This window comes from Streptomyces sp. NBC_00252, from assembly GCF_036187565.1.
Classification (GTDB): Bacteria; Actinomycetota; Actinomycetes; order Streptomycetales; family Streptomycetaceae; genus Streptomyces.
Genome location: NZ_CP108087.1, coordinates 7911441 through 7930435, shown reverse-complemented (window position 1 = coordinate 7930435; position 18995 = coordinate 7911441). Strand labels below are relative to the sequence as shown.

17 protein-coding genes and 1 tRNA gene are annotated in these 18995 nt (G+C 71.3%); 9 read left to right on the top strand and 9 right to left on the bottom strand.

The window, feature by feature from the left end; all coding sequences use genetic code 11:
* Nucleotides 1-726, bottom strand: coding sequence for a hypothetical protein (locus OHT77_RS35275; protein WP_266767134.1), 726 nt, complete (start codon nt 724-726; stop codon nt 1-3).
* Nucleotides 727-773: 47 nt separating this feature from the next.
* Between OHT77_RS35275 and OHT77_RS35270 the strand changes: the two genes are divergently transcribed.
* A complete protein-coding gene (locus OHT77_RS35270; protein ID WP_005485166.1) occupies nt 774-962 on the top strand; it encodes a DUF5703 family protein in 189 nt (62 codons plus the stop codon).
* Nucleotides 963-1037: 75 nt separating this feature from the next.
* Here the strand turns inward: OHT77_RS35270 and OHT77_RS35265 are convergent, their stop codons facing one another.
* From OHT77_RS35265 to OHT77_RS35255, 3 genes are all read right to left on the bottom strand, one after another.
* Nucleotides 1038-2084 carry a chaplin gene (locus OHT77_RS35265; RefSeq protein ID WP_328832441.1) on the bottom strand — a complete coding sequence of 349 codons (1047 nt, stop codon included), beginning with the start codon at nt 2082-2084 and terminating at the stop codon, nt 1038-1040.
* 131 nt (nt 2085-2215) lie between these two features.
* A complete protein-coding gene (chpH, locus tag OHT77_RS35260; RefSeq protein ID WP_266767135.1) occupies nt 2216-2449 on the bottom strand; it encodes a chaplin ChpH in 234 nt (77 codons plus the stop codon).
* Between the two features lie 159 nt (nt 2450-2608).
* Entirely contained in the window at nt 2609-3934 is a 1326-nt protein-coding gene (locus OHT77_RS35255; protein WP_328832439.1) for a M20/M25/M40 family metallo-hydrolase, read from the bottom strand.
* Between the two features lie 209 nt (nt 3935-4143).
* Between OHT77_RS35255 and OHT77_RS35250 the strand changes: the two genes are divergently transcribed.
* The 4 genes from OHT77_RS35250 (at nt 4144) to OHT77_RS35235 (ending at nt 10237) form a co-directional block, all read left to right on the top strand.
* Nucleotides 4144-4228 (top strand) — tRNA-Leu (locus tag OHT77_RS35250).
* A gap of 279 nt (nt 4229-4507) precedes the next feature.
* A complete protein-coding gene (locus OHT77_RS35245) occupies nt 4508-8371 on the top strand; it encodes a Pls/PosA family non-ribosomal peptide synthetase (RefSeq protein ID WP_328832438.1) in 3864 nt (1287 codons plus the stop codon).
* A gap of 80 nt (nt 8372-8451) precedes the next feature.
* Nucleotides 8452-9795 carry a M1 family metallopeptidase gene (locus tag OHT77_RS35240; RefSeq protein WP_328832437.1) on the top strand — a complete coding sequence of 448 codons (1344 nt, stop codon included), beginning with the start codon at nt 8452-8454 and terminating at the stop codon, nt 9793-9795.
* A gap of 61 nt (nt 9796-9856) precedes the next feature.
* Nucleotides 9857-10237 carry a YchJ family protein gene (locus tag OHT77_RS35235; protein WP_328832436.1) on the top strand — a complete coding sequence of 127 codons (381 nt, stop codon included), beginning with the start codon at nt 9857-9859 and terminating at the stop codon, nt 10235-10237.
* Nucleotides 10238-10260: 23 nt separating this feature from the next.
* Here the strand turns inward: OHT77_RS35235 and OHT77_RS35230 are convergent, their stop codons facing one another.
* Nucleotides 10261-10962: a FadR/GntR family transcriptional regulator gene (locus tag OHT77_RS35230; RefSeq protein WP_266767140.1), complete on the bottom strand. Its 702-nt coding sequence runs from the start codon at nt 10960-10962 to the stop codon at nt 10261-10263.
* A gap of 130 nt (nt 10963-11092) precedes the next feature.
* Between OHT77_RS35230 and OHT77_RS35225 the strand changes: the two genes are divergently transcribed.
* From OHT77_RS35225 to OHT77_RS35210, 4 genes are read left to right on the top strand one after another with little or no spacing between them, the layout of a single operon-like run.
* A complete protein-coding gene (locus OHT77_RS35225) occupies nt 11093-11611 on the top strand; it encodes a gluconokinase (RefSeq protein ID WP_328832435.1) in 519 nt (172 codons plus the stop codon).
* A gap of 44 nt (nt 11612-11655) precedes the next feature.
* Entirely contained in the window at nt 11656-13053 is a 1398-nt protein-coding gene (locus OHT77_RS35220; protein ID WP_328832434.1) for a GntT/GntP/DsdX family permease, read from the top strand.
* A gap of 10 nt (nt 13054-13063) precedes the next feature.
* The gene (locus OHT77_RS35215) at nt 13064-13822 is read left to right on the top strand and encodes an SDR family oxidoreductase (protein WP_266767143.1); all 759 of its coding nucleotides are present in this window, start codon (nt 13064-13066) and stop codon (nt 13820-13822) included.
* Between the two features lie 17 nt (nt 13823-13839).
* A complete protein-coding gene (locus tag OHT77_RS35210; RefSeq protein WP_328832433.1) occupies nt 13840-14865 on the top strand; it encodes an L-idonate 5-dehydrogenase in 1026 nt (341 codons plus the stop codon).
* Between the two features lie 34 nt (nt 14866-14899).
* On the opposite strand, the gene OHT77_RS35205 is transcribed toward OHT77_RS35210, so the two are convergent.
* The 4 genes from OHT77_RS35205 to OHT77_RS35190 form a co-directional block, all read right to left on the bottom strand.
* Complete coding sequence (locus OHT77_RS35205) at nt 14900-15535, bottom strand: cytochrome b/b6 domain-containing protein (RefSeq protein WP_266767145.1); 636 nt, start codon at nt 15533-15535, stop codon at nt 14900-14902.
* Nucleotides 15519-16268, bottom strand: a complete 750-nt coding sequence (locus OHT77_RS35200) for a molybdopterin-dependent oxidoreductase (RefSeq protein ID WP_328832431.1) — start codon at nt 16266-16268, stop codon at nt 15519-15521. The genes OHT77_RS35205 and OHT77_RS35200 overlap by 17 nt, the downstream gene beginning before the upstream one ends.
* Before the next feature lie 114 nt (nt 16269-16382).
* Entirely contained in the window at nt 16383-17930 is a 1548-nt protein-coding gene (locus OHT77_RS35195; protein WP_328832430.1) for an APC family permease, read from the bottom strand.
* Between the two features lie 100 nt (nt 17931-18030).
* A complete protein-coding gene (locus OHT77_RS35190) occupies nt 18031-18975 on the bottom strand; it encodes a hypothetical protein (protein ID WP_328832429.1) in 945 nt (314 codons plus the stop codon).
* Between the last annotated feature and the right edge of the window lie 20 nt (nt 18976-18995).

Genomic DNA, 18995 nt, shown 5'->3' with positions numbered 1-18995 from the left:
TCAGCGGTCCGCTTCCAGCGCCTCCAGGTCCTCGTCCTCGTCGAGATCGGCGTCCAGGTCGGGATCGAGTTCGTCCTCGATCTCGTCCTCCACCTCGTCGATGTCGTCGATCTCGTCGTTGATCTCGTCGTCGAAGACCGCGCTGACGTCGAAGCGGCACACCACCCGCTGCGGATCGACGCCCTCGAAGGGGGCCTCCAGCCAGGCGCCCGGCTCGGCCGTCTCGTCGGCGGCGGTCACCCACAGCGTGGAGTCGCCCTCCTCGAGGCCGAACTCCTTGGGGCGGGAGGCGATCTCGTCCGCCTCGAACTCGTCGAAGAGGATGCCGAGCGCGCCGTGGATCGTGGCGGAGGCCTCCGTGCCCGTGCCGTCGCCGACCGCGGCCTCGACCCGCTGCGCCTGGGCCAGCAGCCGCTGCGGCTCCGCCACGGCGTAGTCACGGCGGATCAGCACGCTCACCGCATTCGGCTCCTCGGGGCCGGTGTACGGCGGCAGGGAATCGTCGGAACCGGGGATCTCGAAAGGCGTGACCTCGTCGTAACGGTCGTAGAGCAGCTCGTCGTAGACCTCGGCGGCCGCGGCGAGCTGGTTGAACGCCTCGTAGACGGCCGGGTCGTCCTCCCCCGACCGGGCTTCGACCGCGGCCAGGTGGCGGTCGAGCGCGGTCTTGACCGCCTCGGCGGCGGCGCGTACCTCGGCAGCGGTGGGCTGCGCAGCATCAGACATAGTGCAGACGCTATCCGTACCGGGGCTCTGCCCGCACAATAGATGCGATGCCGGAATACGAATTTGTCGACGTGTACGTACCGCGCGGGGTCTCCCGCAAGGACGCCACACGTCTGCTGACGGACCATGCCGAGTACGGACACTGGGAATTGGACCGACTGAGCCTGCTGCGCGACGGGAGCCGCAGGGTGCGGCTGCGCCGGCGGATCATCCGCCAGGTGCGCGCCACGTGGTGAGCTGAGCCGGGCGAAACGGAGCGGGCCCCGACAGTGCGGGGCCCCTCCGTTGCGCAGATCACATCTCTCCGGGAGCTACATCGAGGCCCGCGCCTTGCGGTACAGCACGGCGCCCGCGAGCAGCGCGCCCGCGCCGACCGGCAGGGCGAGGCCCAGCGGCAGTTCGCTGCCGGTGTGGGCGAGCTGGGCGCCGCCCGGGGACTGGACGCCGGACTGCGCGCCGGGCTGGTTCACGTGCACGGAGCCGGTCGGCGTCTGACCGCCCTTGATCGGTGAGGTGCCCGGGGTGGTGGGGTGCGTGGGCGTGCCCGGGTGGCTCGGCGTCCCGGGGTGGCCCGGCGTCCCCGGAGGGGTCGTGCCGTGACCGCCGCCCGGAGGCGTGCCGGGGTGGTGACCGCCGCCGGGGTGGTGCCCACCGCCCGGGTGGTGACCGCCGCCGGGGTGGTGCCCGCCCCCGGGGTGATGGCCTCCGCCGTGGTGACCGCCCCCGCCGGGAGGGGTCCCGTGGTGACCGCCACCGTGATGACCGCCGCCACCCGGAGGCGTCCCGTGATGGCCACCCCCGTGATGACCGCCGCCGTGGTGACCGCCCCCACCCGGAGGCGTCCCGTGGCCGCTCCCGCCGCCCGAACTCCCCCCGTTCGCACAGTCGTTGCCGGTGACCGCGATGCCGATGCCGATGACGTCGACGCTGTTGCCGCAGACGTTCACCGGGACGTCGATGGGTACCTGGACGTGGTTGCCGGACCCGACACCGGGCGAGTTCGAGGCGTGTCCGCCGGCGTGCGAGCCCCCTGTGCCGCCGTGCGCGCCGTGTCCGCCCGAGCCGCCGTGGCCTCCGGAGTCGCCGTAGCCACCGCCACTGGTCCCGCTGCCCCCGCCCTGGTTGGCGCACTTGTTGCCGACCGCCGGGTTGAGGATCCCGACGACGTTCACGGTGTTGCCGCAGACGTTGACCGGCACGTGCACCGGTACCTGCACGGTGTTGCCGGACAGCACGCCGGGCGAGTCCTTGCTGGAGCCGACGGCGCCCGAGTCGGCGTGGGCGACGCCGCCCGCGGCCGCGATCACCCCGGTCGCCGCCGCCACGGTCATCAAGCTTTTTCGTGTGACCTGTCGCATTGCTGTATTCCCCCCTGCCTTCATTCCTGACTGAATTCCTCGCGCGGTTACCCGCACAAAGACCGTCGGCCCCGGAGCGCATGGCGCGCGCTCCGGGGCCGAGGACGTGGTCACCCCTCAGAGGGGAGACGTCACTTGTTGACGCAGGCGTTGCCGAAGGCGGGGTTCAGCAGACCGATCACCGAGATCGTGTTGCCGCACACGTTCACCGGGACGTGCACGGGAACCTGGATGACGTTGCCGGAAACGACACCCGGGGAGTGCACAGCGGCACCCTGAGCGCCCGAGTCGGCGACGGCCAGACCCGCACCCGCGAGAACCAGGCCACCGGTGGCAGCCGCAGCGGCTACGACCTTCTTGATCATTATTCCTCCTTGTTGGCAAAAGCGATCTCGTGTTGCCGATCGCATCACCTGTAACGAGGAGGGAGTAATGGAGCTACGAGCTTATGAGCACATTCACCCGTCCCAGTGGATTCCGCACGCGCGGTCGAATTCCGGCGTCAACCGACGTCGACCGGTGTTTCAGGACGCGTCGATGAACCGGTCCAGCACCCGCACCCCGAACTTCAGCCCGTCCACCGGCACCTGCTCGTCGACACCGTGGAACATGCCCGCGAAGTCCAGCTCCGGCGGCAGCTTGAGCGGCGCGAAGCCGAAGCCCCGGATGCCCAGGTCGTCGAAGGACTTGGCGTCCGTACCGCCGGACAGCATGTACGGGACGGCCTTCGCGGTCGGGTCCTCGGCGAGCAGCGAGGCCTGCATGGCCTCGACGAGCGGGCCGTCGAAGGAGGTCTCCAGCGCCTTGTCCGAGTGGACGTCCTCGCGCTTCACCTTCGGGCCGAGGATCCGGTCGAGGTCGGCGAGGAACTCCTCCTCGTGGCCGGGCAGGAAGCGCCCGTCGACGTTGGCGGTGGCCTCGCCGGGGATGACGTTGACCTTGTAGCCGGCGTTCAGCTGGGTCGGGTTGGCGGTGTTGCTGAGGGTCGCGCCGATCAGCTTGGCGATGCCGCCGAGCCGGGCCAGCGTGGCCTCCATGTCCTCGGGGTCGAGCGGGGTGCCGAGCGCGTCGCCGAGTTCGTCGAGGAACGCCCGGGTCGTCTTGGTGACCCGCACCGGGAACTTGTGCCGGCCCACGCGGGCGACCGCCTCGGACAGCTCGGTGATCGCGTTGTCCCGGTGGATCATCGACCCGTGCCCGGCGGTGCCGGCCACGGTCAGTTTCATCCAGTGCATGCCCTTCTCGGCCGTCTGGATCAGATAGAGCCGCCGCTCCTCGCTCACCGTGAACGAGAACCCGCCGACCTCGCTGATGCCCTCGGTGACGCCGTCGAACAGCTCGCGGTGGTTGTCGACGAGGTGCCGCGCGCCGTACGTGCCGCCGGCCTCCTCGTCCGCGAGGAACGCGACCACGATGTCGCGCGGGGGCCTGCGCCCGCTGCGCAGCCGGTCGCGGACGACCGCCAGGGTCATCGCGTCCATGTCCTTCATGTCGACCGCGCCACGCCCCCACACACACCCGTCGGCGACCTCGCCGGAGAAGGGGTGGTGGGTCCAGTCCGCCGCGTTCGCGGGTACGACGTCCAGGTGGCCGTGGATGAGGAGCGCGGGCCGGGACGGGTCCGTGCCCTCGATCCTGGCCACCGTGGACGCGCGCCCCGGGTGCGACTCGAAGATCTTCGGTTCGAGGCCCACCTCGGCGAGCTGCTCGGCGACGTACTCGGCCGCCTTGCGCTCACCCGGGCCCGAGTGGTCGCCGTAGTTGCTGGTGTCGATCCGGATCAGCTCGCGGCAGAGGTCCACGACCTCGTCCTCACCGGTGACGCCCTTGGCCGTGTCCGTGTCGCTCACGCTGCTTCCTCCCACTGTCACTGCTGGTGGTCCTCCCTCATCCTCTCTCTCCCACACCCCGCACCCCAAGGGCGGTCCCGGCCCGTCACACGCCGTTCACGCGGGACGGCGGCCGGGCGGGGCGGCGACGGGGGGTGATCGGCCACCCCTGGAAGCCTGGTAATGTTTCCTTCGTCGCCGCGGGGGAAACCACGCGCGACAGACACCTTGTCCGGGTGGCGGAATGGCAGACGCGCTAGCTTGAGGTGCTAGTGCCCTTTATCGGGCGTGGGGGTTCAAGTCCCCCCTCGGACACACTCGACGGCGAGGGCCGCGACCAGCACAGGTCGCGGCCCTCGCCGCTTTTGTGGGGGATGTCTCCTTCGGCCTGAAGATCACCAGGTCAGAGCGTTGTCGCGCGCTCACGGAGCGCCCCCGTTCGGCCGCCCCGAGTGGCCGTCGGCAGGCCCGGAGCCTAGCGTCGTACTAAAATTTCCGGCTTGTTACGGAACGGAGCTGGAGCTGGACAACCCCAGGCATACCTGCGGGCCCGCCAGCACCCCGGAGAGGTCCGGGTTCGAGACGCGAGGACCGATGGCAGCCATACACGAGGGCAGTGCTCTCGGGCTTGACGATGAGATCCGCACACAGTTCGGCGATACGGCACGTTTCTCCGCGGCGCCCGCCGCTTCGCCCCGCACGCTGGTCGACATCCTCGACGCGTCCGTGCGCTCGTATCCCGACGAACTCGCCCTGGACGACGGCACCGTCCGCCTGACCTACCGTGCGCTGGCCACCGAGGTGGAGACCCTGCGCCGCACCCTGGCCGCGGCCGGTGTCGGCCTCGGCGACCGGGTCGGCGTGCGTGTCCCCTCCGGGACCAACGACCTGTACATCGCGATCCTCGCCGTGCTGGCCGCCGGTGCCGCCTACGTGCCCGTGGACGCCGAGGACCCGGACGAGCGGGCCGAGCTGGTGTTCGGCGAGGCCGACGTGCGGGCCGTCATCGGCGCCGAGCACGCGCTGACCGTGCTCGGGCACAGCGAGGCCCCGGCCGGGCGGCCCGGTGTCGAGCAGGACGCGTGGATCATCTTCACCTCCGGCTCCACCGGCAAGCCCAAGGGCGTCGCCGTCACCCACCGCAGTGCGGCGGCCTTCGTGGACGCCGAGGCGGCCCTGTTCCTCACCGAGGACCCCATCGGTCCGGGTGACAGGGTCATGGCGGGGCTGTCCGTCGCGTTCGACGCGTCCTGCGAGGAGATGTGGCTGGCCTGGCGCTACGGCGCCTGTCTGGTGCCGGTGCCGCGCTCGCAGGTCCGCAGCGGGGCCGACCTCGGCCCGTGGCTGGTCGACCAGGACATCAGCGTCGTGTCGACCGTGCCGACGCTGGCCTCCCTGTGGGAGCCGGAGGCGCTGAACGACGTACGCCTGCTGATCTTCGGCGGCGAGGCGTGCCCGCCCGAGCTGGTGCAGCGCCTGGTCACCGAGGGCCGTGAGGTCTGGAACACGTACGGGCCGACCGAGGCGACCGTCGTGGCCTGTGCGTCCCTGATGACCGGCGACGAGCCGATCCGTATCGGACTCCCCCTGAACGGCTGGGAGTTGGCCGTCGTCGACGAGGCCGGGGTGCCCGTACCGATGGGCGGCAGTGGGCAGTTGGTGATCGGCGGGGTCGGTCTCGCCCGCTATCTGGACCCCGAGAAGGACGCGGAGAAGTACGCGCCCCTCGAATCGCTCGGCTGGGAACGGGCGTACCGCAGCGGTGACTTGGTCAAGGCCGAGCCCGAGGGGCTGGTCTTCCTGGGCCGGGCCGACGAGCAGATCAAGCTCGGCGGGCGCCGGATCGAACTCGGCGAGGTCGACGCGGCGCTCCAGGCGCTGCCCGGTGTCGCCGGAGCGGCCGCCGCCGTGCGCACCGCGCGCAGCGGCAACCAGCTCCTGGTCGGCTATGTCGTCACCCAGGAGGGCTGGGACCAGGCCGCCGCCGTCGAGAAGCTGCGGGCCGAACTGCCCGCCGCGCTCGTGCCGTTGATCGCGCCGGTCGAGGACCTCCCGACCCGCACGTCCGGCAAGGTCGACCGCAACGCGCTGCCCTGGCCGCTCGAAGGCCTGGAGACCGGTGGCGCCAAGGAGCAGCTCTACGGCACGGAGGCCTGGCTCGCGGAGCAGTGGGCCGAGGTGCTCGGCATCCCCGTGAGCAGCGCGGCCGACGACTTCTTCGCGATCGGCGGAAGCAGCCTGGCCGCCGCGCAGTTGACCACACGGCTGCGCACCCGGTACCCGAGCGCCGCCGTTCTCGACATCTACCAGCAGCCGACGCTGCGCAAGTTGGCCCGGCACCTGGAGGACTCGGCACAGGGCGACGGCACCGCGCGGCCGGTCGCCCCGGTGCCGGCCCGCGCCAAGGTGGTCCAACTCCTCGCGCTGATCCCCCTGTTCACCCTGGTCGGCCTGCGCTGGACGGTGGCGCTGGCCGCGCTCGGCAACGTACTGAGCGGCTACGGCTGGCTACCGACCGCCTCCTGGTGGCTGGTCGCCGCGGGCGCGCTGCTGTTCTTCAGCCCGCCCGGCCGGCTCGCGATCGCCGCGGGCGGCGCGCGGCTGCTGCTGCGCGGTGTGAAGCCGGGCCGCCACGACCGCGGTGGCAGCGTCCATCTGCGGCTGTGGGCGGCGGAGCGGCTGGCCGAGTTCAGCGGGGCGACGTCCCTGACGGGCACGTGGCTGGAGCGGTACGCGCGTGCCCTCGGCGCCAAGGTCGGCCAGGACGTCGATCTGCACTCCCTCCCGCCGGTCACCGGCATGCTCAAGCTGGGCCGCGGTGCCGCGGTCGAGTCCGAGGTGGACCTGTCCGGCTACTGGCTGGACGGTGACCGGCTGGAGATCGGCCCGGTCAAGGTCGGCGCGCACGCCGTCGTCGGCACCCGCAGCATGCTGTTCCCCGGCGCCCGGGTGGGCAAGCGGGCCGAGGTGGCGCCGGGTTCGGCCGTCACCGGCACGGTCCCGACCGGCCAGCGCTGGGCGGGCGCACCCGCGGTAAAGCTCGGCAAGGCCAAGCACAACTGGCCCAAGCAGCGCCCGCAGCGGGGCACGTACTGGCGCGTGATGTACGGCGTGACGGGCTTCGCGCTGACCATGCTCCCGGTGGTCTCGGGCGCCGTGTCGCTGCTGGTGGCGAGCGCGTTCATCGCGCCCGGTGACGGACTCGGCGAGGCCCTGCGGGGTGCGGCGGTCGCGCTGGTCCCGGCGACGCTGTCCTTCGGGCTGACGTACGCGCTGCTGATCCTGATCGGGGTACGGCTGCTCAGCCTGGGCCTGCGTGAGGGTACGCACCCGACGCACAGCCGGATCGGCTGGCAGGCGTGGACCGTGACGCAGCTGATGGACCTCTCCCGCGAGACCCTGTTCCCGCTGTACGCCGGGCTCGCCACGCCGGTGTGGCTGCGGCTGCTCGGGATGCGGATCGGGCGCGGCGCCGAGGTGTCGACCGTGCTCGCGCTGCCGAGCCTGACCACGGTCGGCGAGGGCGCGTTCCTGGCCGACGACACGCTGACCGCGCCGTACGAGCTGGGTGGCGGCTGGGTGCGGATCGGGCGGGCCGAGATCGGGCGGCGGGCGTTCCTCGGGAACTCCGGGATGACCGCGCCCGGGCGGAGCGTGCCGGACGGCGGGCTCGTCGGGGTGCTGTCGGCGACGCCGAAGAAGGCGAAGAAGGGCACGTCGTACCTGGGGCTGCCGCCGGTGAAGCTGCCGCGCAGCACGAGCGGCGGCGACCAGAGCCGGACCTACGACCCGCCGGCCAGGCTGCTGTGGGCGCGCGGGCTGGTCGAGCTGTGCCGGATCGTGCCGGTGTTCTGCTCGGCCGGGCTCGCCGTGCTGACGGTGGCCGCGCTGTGTGCGCTGGGGGTGTGGGCGCCGCTGCTGTCGGGGCTCGTGCTGCTGGCCGTGGGCGCGCTGGCCGGGCTGATCTCGATCGTGGCCAAGTGGCTGCTCGTGGGTCGCCACCGCGGTGACGAGCACCCGCTGTGGAGCGGCTACGTGTGGCGCAACGAGCTGGCGGACACCTTCGTCGAGGTCGTGGCGGTGCCGTGGCTGGCCGGTTCCGTGCCGGGCACTCCGGTGCTGACGGCCTGGCTGCGCGGGCTCGGGGCGCACATCGGCAAGGGCGTCTGGGTGGAGAGCTACTGGCTGCCCGAGACTGATCTGGTGACCCTGGAGGACGCCGCCACGGTGAACCGGGGCTGTGTGCTCCAGACCCACCTCTTCCACGACCGGATCTTGCGGACGGATACTGTGGTCCTCCGTGAGGGCGCGACGCTGGGTCCTGGCGGAATCGTCCTGCCCGGCAGCGAGGTCGGGGCCCGTACCACTCTGGGGCCCGCGTCGCTCGTGATGGCGGGGGAGTCCGTCCCGGACGACACCCGCTGGCTGGGCAATCCGATCGAGTCATGGCGATCCTGAACACAGGTCACGCGGCGTCGGCTTCGGAGGGCGGTGCACGGGTACGAGATACGAGCACAGCGCAGGGAGCAGACGCAGCAGTGACCGTTCAGCAGGCGGCGGGTCCGGACCCGTATTTCCCGGCAAACGGCGATGCCCGCTACCGGGTGCACCGCTATGAGCTCGCGCTGGACTACCGTCCCGGCCCCAACCGTCTCTCCGGCACGGCGCGCATCAACGCCATAGCGGGCCGTGCGCCGCTGCCCGAATTCCAGCTGAACCTGGGCGACTTCAAGATCGGCCGGATCCGGGTGGACGGCCGCCAGCCGCACTACACGCACCGCGGCGGGCGGCTCCGGGTGCGTCCGGCGAAGCCGTTGCGGGCCGGGGCCGCGTTCACCGTGGAGATCCACTGGTCGGGCAACCCCAAGCCGGTCGCCAGTCCCTGGGGCGGGCTCGGCTGGGAGGAGCTGACCGACGGGGCGCTGGTGGCGAGCCAGCCGATCGGGGCGCCGTCCTGGTACCCGTGCAACGACCGGCCCGCGGACAAGGCGTCGTACCAGATCTCGATCACGACGCCTTCCTCGTACGCGGTGGTCGCGGGCGGCCGGCTCCTGACCCGAACCACCAAGGCTTCGACGACCACTTGGGTGTACGAGCAGTCGGCGCCGACGTCGAGCTATCTGGTCGGCCTGTCGATCGGCAAGTACCAGACGGTGCTGCTGGGCGACCCGGGTCTGGGCGGGGTCCCGCAGCACGGGCACATCCCGTCGGACCTGCTCCCCGAATTCTCGAGGGACTTCGCGCGACAGCCCGCGATGATGGAGCTGTTCCAGGACATCTTCGGGCCGTACCCGTTCGACGAGTACGCGGTCGTCGTGACGGAGGAGGAGCTCGATGTCCCCGTCGAGGCACAGGGGTTGTCGCTGTTCGGCGCCAACCACGTCGACGGGGCCCGGGGTTCGGAGCGGCTCGTCGCGCACGAGCTGGCCCACCAGTGGTTCGGCAACAGCGTGACCATCGCCGACTGGCGTCACATCTGGCTGAACGAGGGCTTCGCCAAGTACGCGGAGTGGCTGTGGTCCGAGCGCTCCGGTGGCCGCACGGCCCACCAACACGCGGCCTCCGCCCACCGGTTGCTCGCCACCCTCCCCCAGGACCTGCGCCTCGCCGACCCCGGCCGCAAGTCCATGTTCGACGACCGCCTCTACGAACGCGGCGGCGTCACCGTCCACGCGGTCCGCTGCGCGCTGGGCGACATCGCGTTCTTCCGCATGCTCCGAAGCTGGACCACCCAACACCGCAACGGCACGGTGACGACAGCGACGTTCACGTCCCACGCGTCCCGCTTCACCTCCGAGCCACTGGACCAGCTCTTCGACGCGTGGGTGTACCGGGGGGCGCTGCCCCCGATGCCTTCGGCGGAGACGGGGATCGCGGTCTGAGCGGCCGGAGGATCGTCATGCCGGTCCGGTCGGCGTACCCCGGCCCCGGCACAATATCCCCATGACCCCACCCACCACCTGCCCCTGCGGCCTCCCCCAGCCCTACGACGGCTGCTGTGGTCGCTACCACTCAGGCCGCTCCCCCGCCCCCACCGCCGAGGCCCTGATGCGCTCCCGGTACACCGCCTTCGTGCGGCTGGACGCGCCCTATCTGTTGCGCACCTGGCATCCGCGGACTCGTCCCGACGCTCCCCTCGATCTCGATCCGGGGATGCGGTGGACGGGGTTGGAGGTCGTCGGCACGACCGGTGGGTCGGCGTTCCACTCTGCGGGGACGGTGACGTTCCGGGCCTCGTACCAGGGTGGGGCGATTCATGAGCGGAGTCGGTTCGAGCGGGTCGACGGGGCGTGGGTGTATGTCGACGGGGAGTTCCTGGACTAGGGGCGGCGAACACCCCAGGGCACCTACGGGGCCAGGATGTCCAGTTCCTGGAGGGCGCCGACCGTGATCTCGCGGGTCAGGGTCTCCGCGCGCACCGCGTCGCCCTCGCGGACCGCCTCCGCAACCTGGACGTGCAGGGTGACGGCGGCCGGGTCGGGGTCCTCGAACATGACCTCGTGGTGGGTGCGGCCGGCGAGGACCTCGGTGACGACGTCGCCGAGGCGGGCGAACATCTCGTTGCCCGAGGCGGTGAGGATCACGCGGTGGAAGGCCACGTCGTGGACGAGGTACGCCTCCAGCTTGTGGCCGCGCGAGTTGGCGACCATGCCGATCGCGCACTCGGTGAGTTCCGCGCACTGCTCGGCCGTGGCGAATTTTGCAGCCAGACCGGCCGCGATCGGCTCCACCGCCGAGCGCAGGACCGTGAGTGAGCGCAGTTGCTGCGGGCGGTCCGCGCCGGCCAGGCGCCAGCGGATGACCTGGGGGTCGTAGACGTTCCACTCGGCCTTGGGGCGCACCGTGACGCCGACCCTGCGGCGGGACTCGACCAGGTGCATGGATTCGAGGACGCGGACCGCCTCGCGCATCACGGAGCGGGAGACCTCGAAGTCCTTGGCGAGCTCGTCCGTGCGCAGGACACTGCCCGGCGGGTAGGCGCCCGCGGTGATGGCGGGGCCCAGGGAGTCGAGTACGCGGCCGTGCAACCCGCGGCCCGGAGTGGTCATGCACTCAGCGTACGGGGCGCGTCACGGAACCAAAAAGTCAGACTTATATGTCACAGACTCTTGAATTCGTCGTACCTAATCGGTTTCAGTGGGTTCGACATCAGGTGTCGACGGAGACAGTGAGGCAGCCATGCGTACCCCCCATGTCGTCGTGGTGATGGGTGTGGCGGGCACCGGGAAGACCACCATCGGTCCCCTGCTCGCGGCCCGGCTCGGCGTTCCGTACGCCGAGGGCGACGACTTCCACCCGCCGGCCAACATCGCCAAGATGTCGGCCGGGCACCCGCTGACCGACGAGGACCGGTGGCCCTGGCTGGACGCCATCGGCTCCTGGGCACACGGGCGCGCGGGACTCGGCGGGGTCGTGAGCAGCTCGGCGCTGAAGCGGTCGTACCGCGACCGGCTGCGCGCCGCGGCCCCCGGGGTCGTCTTCGTGCACCTCACCGGTGACCGCGCCCTCATCGAGGACCGCATGGCGCACCGGCACGGCCACTTCATGCCGACCGCGCTGCTCGACTCGCAGTTCGCCACGCTCCAGCCGCTGGAGGCGGACGAGGCGGGCGTCGCCGTGGACGTCACCGGCAGCCCGGAGCAGATCGCCGAACGGGCCATGACCGCGCTCGAGCAGGTTCCCGAGCCGACCTCCTAGCCTTCCCCGTCACCTCAACTCCCCGTATCCGCAAGGAAACCACCGTGACCAGACTCAGCGTCGAGATGCTGGCAGCGGACCCCGTCGAGCCCATCACCTCGGCCGGACACGCTCAGCTGGGCATCGCCGTACTGGCGGGCATCGCCGTCATCGTCCTGCTCATCACCACGTTCAAGATGCACGCCTTCCTGGCGCTGACCATCGGCTCGCTCGCGCTCGGCGCGTTCGCCGGGGCGCCGCTGGACAAGGTCATCACCAGCTTCAGCACCGGGCTCGGCTCCACCGTCGCCGGTGTGGGCGTCCTGATCGCCCTGGGCGCGATCCTCGGCAAGCTGCTCGCCGACTCGGGCGGCGCGGACCAGATCGTCGACACCATCCTCGCGAAGGCGAGCCCCCGGTCGATGCCGTGGGCGATGGTCCTGATCGCCTCGGTGATCGGGCTGCCGCTGTTCTTCGAGGTCGGCATCGTGCTGCTGATCCCGGTCGTCCTGATGGTCGCCAAGCGCGGCAACTACTCCCTCATGCGCATCGGCGTCCCGGCGCTGGCCGGTCTGTCGGTCATGCACGCGCTGATCCCGCCGCACCCCGGGCCGCTGGTCGCCGTCGACGCGGTGAAGGCCAACCTCGGCCTGACCCTCGCGCTGGGCGTGCTGGTCGCGATCCCGACCGTCATCATCGCGGGCCCCCTGTTCTCGAAGGTCGCCGCCCGCTGGGTGGACGTCCAGGCGCCGGAGCGGATGCTGCCGGCCCGCCCGTCCGAGGACCTGAAGAACCGTCCCGGCTTCGGCGCGACCCTCGCCACGATCCTGCTGCCGGTCGTGCTGATGCTGTCCAAGGCCCTGGTCGACATCATCATCGACGACCCCGCGCACACCGTGCAGCGCGTCTTCGACGTGATCGGCTCACCGCTGATCGCGCTCCTCGCGGCCGTCATCGTCGGCATGTTCACGCTGGGCCGCCCGGCCGGGTTCACCAAGGACCGGCTCTCCACGACCGTCGAGAAGGGTCTGATGCCGATCGCGGGCATCCTGCTCATCGTCGGCGCGGGCGGCGGCTTCAAGCAGACCCTGATCGACTCCGGTGTCGGCCAGATGATCCTGGACATCTCGAAGGACTGGTCGATCCCGGCGCTGCTGCTGGCCTGGCTGATCGCGGTGGCGATCCGGCTCGCGACCGGTTCGGCGACGGTGGCCACCATCTCGGCGGCCGGTCTGGTCGCCCCGCTGGCCGCCGACATGTCGACCACCCACACCGCCCTGCTCGTGCTGGCGATCGGCGCGGGCTCGGTCTTCTTCAGCCATGTCAACGACGCCGGTTTCTGGCTGGTGAAGGAGTACTTCGGCCTGAGTGTCGGCCAGACCCTCAAGACCTGGTCCGTGATGGAGACGATCATCTCGGTCGTCGGCGGCGGACTGGTCCTCCTCCTCTCGCTGATCATCTAGGGGTACGGGAATGAGTCATCCTCTCTTCGACATCAGCGGCCGTACGGCCCTGGTCACCGGATCCAGCCGGGGCATCGGACTCGCCCTCGCCCAGGGCCTTCTGGAGGCCGGCTGCACGGTCGTCCTGAACGGCCGCGACGGCGAACGCCTCACCAAGGCCGCCGCCGAACTCTCCGGTGACGTCCACACGGCCGCCTTCGACGTGACCGACGGTCCGTCAGTCGCCGCCGGGATCAGGGATGTCGAGGAGAGGGTCGGCCCGCTGGACATCCTGGTGAACAACGCGGGCATGCAACTGCGCGCCCCGCTGCTGGAGTTCACCGACTCCGACTGGCACCGCATCATCGACACCAACCTCACCAGCGCGTTCCTGGTCGGCCGTGAGGCGGCCCGCCGGATGACGGAACGCGGCCACGGGAAGATCATCAACATCTGCTCGCTGCAGAGCGAGGTGGTCCGCCCCGGCATCGCGCCGTACGCGGCCACCAAGGGCGCCCTGAAGATGCTCACCAAGGGCATGTGCGCGGACTGGGGCCCGAGCGGCGTCCAGGTCAACGGCCTGGGCCCCGGCTACATCGAAACCGAACTGACCCAACCCCTGGTCCAGGACGAGGAGTTCAGCGCCTGGGTGCGCAAGCGGACCCCGGCGGGCCGCTGGGGCCGTACGGAGGACCTGGTGGGCGGGGTGCTGTTCCTGGCGTCGCCCGCGGCGGACTTCGTGAGCGGACAGATCCTGTACGTCGACGGCGGCATGACGAGCGTGCTGTAGAGAACGGGAGTCCGGACATGCTGGGTTGTGTGATTCATGGTCAGGACGACCTGCGGGTCGAGAAGTTGAAGACCCCGGCGCCCGGCCCCGGCCAGGCCCTGGTCGCCGTCCGCTACGGCGGTGTCTGCGGCTCCGACCTCCACTACTGGCGCCACGGCGGCGTCGGCGACTTCCGCCTCAGGGAACCGATGCTGCTCGGCCACGAGGTCGTCGGCACGGTCCAGTCCTACGGCCCCGGGGCCACAGGTCCCGTGCCCGGTACGGCGGTTGCGGTGCACCCGGCCACGCCGTGCGGGGTGTGCCCCGAGTGCGTGGACGACCGTCGCAACGTGTGCCGGGACACCGCGTACCTGGGCAGCGCGGCCCGCTTCCCGCACGTCCAGGGCGGTTTCGCGGCCCAAGTCACCGTCCCCGCAGCGCAGTTGAGGGCGGTCCCGGCGGGCCTGGAGCTGCGCAGGGCCGCCCTCGCCGAGCCGCTCTCCGTCGCCCTGCACGCCGTACGACGCGCCGGGGACGTGACCGGACGCCATGTGCTGGTCACCGGCGCGGGCCCGATCGGCTGCCTGGTCGTCGCGGCGGCGAAGGCGGCCGGCGCGGCCCACGTGACCGTGACCGACCTGCTCCCGGCGGCCCTCGATTACGCCACGGCGGCCGGTGCCGACACCGTCGTACGGGCCGATGATCCGGACGACTCCGGGTGGCCGTCCGAGGTGGACGTCGCCATCGAGGCGTCCGGGGTGGCGGCCGGGCTCGACACCTGTCTGCGGCTGGTGCGGCGGGGCGCGGTCGTCGTGCAGCTCGGGATGCTGCCGCCGGGGCAGAGCCCGTTCGCCGGAAACCTGGTCGTCAGCAGGGAGATCGAACTCAGGGGCGCGTTCCGTTTCGACGAGGAGTTCGACGACGCGCTGCACCTCCTCGCCGTGGAGCCCGCGTTCGACGCGTTGGTCAGTGCGGTGGTGCCGGTGCGCGAGGCGGAGTCGGCGTTCGCGCTGGCGGCCGACCGGAGCCGGTCGTGCAAGGTGCTGCTGGACTTCGAGGGCTGAGCGAGGCGACCGGCACGCCAGACCCAGAGTTCAACTAGGGCTTCCACAGAGGGTGTTCGCGCTTGGCCCACTCCCGGCTCACCGACCCGGTGCGCAGCCCCGCCCTGGCCTCCGGGTCGCCCAGGGCCATGCCGATGTGGCCGCCCAGGACGATGCCCATGGTCAGGGCGAGCCAGTCGTGGACGAAGGTCGCGCTGGTGCGCCACATGATCGGGGTGAGGTGGGTGAACCACATCATCAGGCCCGTGCCGAGCATCACCAGGGTCGCGCCGGCGATCCAGTTGGCGTAGACCTTCTGGCCGGCGTTGAACTTGCCCGCCGGGCGCGCCGAGCGGCGTTTGTCGCGCATCAGGGCGCCGCGCAGCCAGACCCGGTCGTGCGGGCCGAAGCGGTTGAGGAAGCCGAGGTTGACGCGGAAGCCGCGCGAGATCAGGCCGATCAGGACGGGGACGGGGAGCGCGACCCCGGCCAACTCGTGGATGCGGACGACGAGTTCGCGGCGGCCGACGAGTTCGGCGAACTGCGGGATGTACAGGCAGGCCGCCGTGGCCACACAGATGCCCATCAGCGCGGCCGTGGTCCGGTGCACCCAGCGTTCGGCACGGCCGAAGCGGCGGACGCGGGCCGAGGGTTCCGTCTGCGGGGCGTGGGCTTCAGTTCGTAGGGGCATCGTCGCGTCCGTTCGACTTGCCGACCCAGGCGTCGACGTCGTAGCCCCGATCCTCCCAGTAGCCGGGCTTCACATGCTCGGTGACCGTGATGCCGGAGAGCCACTTGGCGGACTTGTAGAAGTACATGGGGGCCACATAGAGGCGGACCGGGCCGCCGTGGTCGTGGCCGAGGGGTTTGTCCTGCATGCGCAGCGCGACCAGGATGTCGGAGCGCCGGGCCTGCTCGATGGTCAGGCTCTCCGAGTAGGCGCCGTCGAAGCAGGTGAAGCGCACCGCCCCGGCCGTGGCACGCACTCCCGCCGCGTCCAGGAGCCGGGACAGGCGCACCCCCTCGAAGGGGGTCCCGGGGACCCGCCAGCCGGTGACGCATTGGACGTCCTTGACCAGCCGGGTCTGCGGCAGCGCACGCAGGTCGGCGAGGGTGTACGTCGCCGGTCTGTCGACCAGGCCGTCGACGGTCAGCCGGTAGGTCTCGGCGTTCTTGTTCGGCACGGACCCGGTGACGGAGTAGTAGCGGAAGCCGCCGCCGTTCGGGAGCAGTCCGGTCAGGCCGGTGGGGTCCTCGCCGGACATCGCACCGAGGAATCCCTCCATGCCCTTCTGGAGGGCGGGCGCGGTGATGACGCCGAGGGCGCCCAGGCCGAGGGTGCCGAGGAGGACCCGGCGACCGAACGGCCGGCCCTCCGCCTTCTCCTCCTCGGGTGGAGCAGGCTCGGGTTGTTCAGGGTTCACGCACTCATTCGAACACCCGCGACCCCGGCACGGCCAGGGATCGCGGGTGCCCGTCAGACTTCCGTAACCACTTCTTACGTGCTTCGCGGAGATCCCGCCGAGGAACGGGCCGCGCTACGGCGTCTCCCCCGCCGCCTTCTCCAGCTGGAACGCCTCGTTGCCGAGTCCGATGCGGGCGTGCGCCTCGGGGTTGCGGGAGCGCAGGAACAGGCCCTGGGCCAGGCCGACGAGCACGGCGAGGCCGACGATGCCGGGCAGGATCCAGCTCAGGGAGGAGTCGGGGCCCGCGCCGACCAGGACGTCGAAGTCCTTGACCGTGTAGACGGCGATGACCACGAGCGCGATGCCCGCCAGCCCGGAGGTGACCAGCCGCCAGGCCTGCGCGCGGGCCGAGCCGCGGCGGGCGAAGAACACGATCACCGAGACGGAGGCGGCGGCCATCAGCACGATCACGCCGAGGGCGCCGATGTTGCCGAACCAGGTGAACAGGTGCAGGACCGGTTCGGTGGGATCGCCGGTCGGCTTGTCGTCGACGAGCGCGAAGACGACCACGATGACGGCGGACACGGCGGTCTGGAGCAGCGAGCCGGTGCCGGGCGCGCCGCTGGAGCCCGTCGTACGGCCGAACGCGGACGGCAGCAGGCCCTCGCGGCCCATGGCGAAGGCGTAGCGGGCGACGACGTTGTGGAAGCTGAGCATCGCCGCGAACATGCCGGTGACGAACAGGACGTGCAGCACGTCGGTAAAGGTGCCGCCGAGCCGGGACTCGGTGAGGTAGAAGAGCAGGCCCGCGCTCTGCTTCTGGGAGACGCCGACGATCTGCGAGGGGCCGGCGGCGACGGTGAGCGCCCAGCAGCTGAGCGCGAAGAAGACGGCGACACCGCCGACGGCCAGGAACATCACGCGGGGCACCAGGATGTGCGGGCGGCTGGTCTCCTCGGCGTAGACCGGGGCCTGTTCGAAGCCGAGGAAGGCGGCGATGCAGAAGCACAGGGCGGTGCCGACGCCGGCGCCGCTGAGGGTGTCCGGGTTGAAGGCGTGCAGGGACAGGCCCTGCTTGGCCGGGTCGGCGACGGCGGCGATGTCGAAGATGACGACGAGCGCGACCTCGATGACCAGCAGGACGCCGAGCACGCGCGCGTTGACGTCGATCTTCAGCCAGCCGAGCGCGCCGACGACGAGGACGGCCGCCAACGCCGGTATCCACCAGGCGACTTGGAGGTCGGCGTAGGTGGAGAACAGGCCGGAGACCTCGAAGCCGAAGATGCCGTAGATGCCGACCTGGAGGGCGTTGTACGCGACGAGCGCCACCAGGGCCGCGCTCGCGCCGGCCGTGCCGCCGAGGCCGCGGGAGATGTACGCGTAGAAGGCGCCCGCGTTGTGGACGTGCCGGCTCATCTCCGCGTAGCCGACGCTGAAGAGCACCAGGACGACACCGAGGAGGACGAAGAGCAGGGGCTGCCCCTCGATGCCCATCACCGCGAATGTGGTGGGCATGACACCTGCGACCACCATGAGGGGGGCGGTCGCCGCGAGCACGGAGAGCAGCAGGCCCCCGGTGCCGAGGCGGTCGGCGCGCAGGGCGCGTTCCTGTCCCCTGAACGTGCTGATACCGCCGCCGTCCGCGGTGGCGCTGCTCGTACTGGAACTGCCCGTCGTCATGGCGGGAACGTCCTTTCGGGTCGCTACGGGGAGGGCGTTACGAGGGCGTTGCTACGAGGTCGTTCCGTCGCTACGGGTGCGTTTCGTCGACACGATGACGTCACGACACACCGAGCGCGTGGTCGCGTGCGGTGCGGAAGGCGGTGAGGGGGTCGCGGTCCGGGTAGGACCAGGGCGCCGGGGTGGGGTGTTCTCCGATGCGGTGGAACAGGGCGGCGGCCTCGGCGCCCCGGCCCTCGCAGCACTTGGCGTGGGCGAGGAAGTTGAGGTCGACCAGACGGCGCGGGTGGCCTTCCTGCTCCCACTCCAGCCACCAGTCGAAGGCGGCCTTCATGACCTGTCGGGCCCGGCGGCCGGCCCAGTGCCCGGAGGCGGTCGGATCGGCGGGTTCGAGACCGGCGGCGGCGAGGACGCGGTAGCGCTCGGCGTGCGCGACGACCGGGAGGATCGCGAGCGGGGAGTCGGCGGGTGCCTGTTCGGCGGCCCAGTAGGCGAAGTCGTAGACCTCGTGCAGCGGGTCGAGGCCTGCGGTGGCCCGGCGTTCGGCGAGCCGGGCGACCATCAGATGGTGGGCGTGGTGGTGGTCGGCGTGCCGGTGGCGGACCTCGTCGAAGAGCTGGACGACACCTTCGTCGGTGCCGAGGGTGTGCTCCAGCAGGAGCAGTCCGAGCCATGGCGTCGGATCGTTGGGCAGCCTCGCCGACGCCGTACGGCAGGCGTCGCGGGCACGCGCGGGTTTCTCCTTGCCCGCCAGGGTGCGCTGGACGAGGGCCAGGGCGAGCAGCACGGCGGCGTCGCCGGACTCGGGTTCGGCGAGCAGCCAGTCGCGGGCCCAGGCGGCGGTGTAGGACTCCTGGGCGAGGACGGTGACGCGGTGGGCGCGGAGGTCCCAGTCGTCGCCCGTCTGGGCGAGCAGTCCGCGCGCCGCCTGCCAGCGGCCCTGGGCCAACGCGGCCCGCGCGGCGACCAGTCGACCGTCGTCGAGCGCGGCGTCGAAGGCCGCGCGCTTGTGACGGCGTCCGAGGGGTGGCGGGGGTGGGGACACCCGGGTATTCCTCACGATCC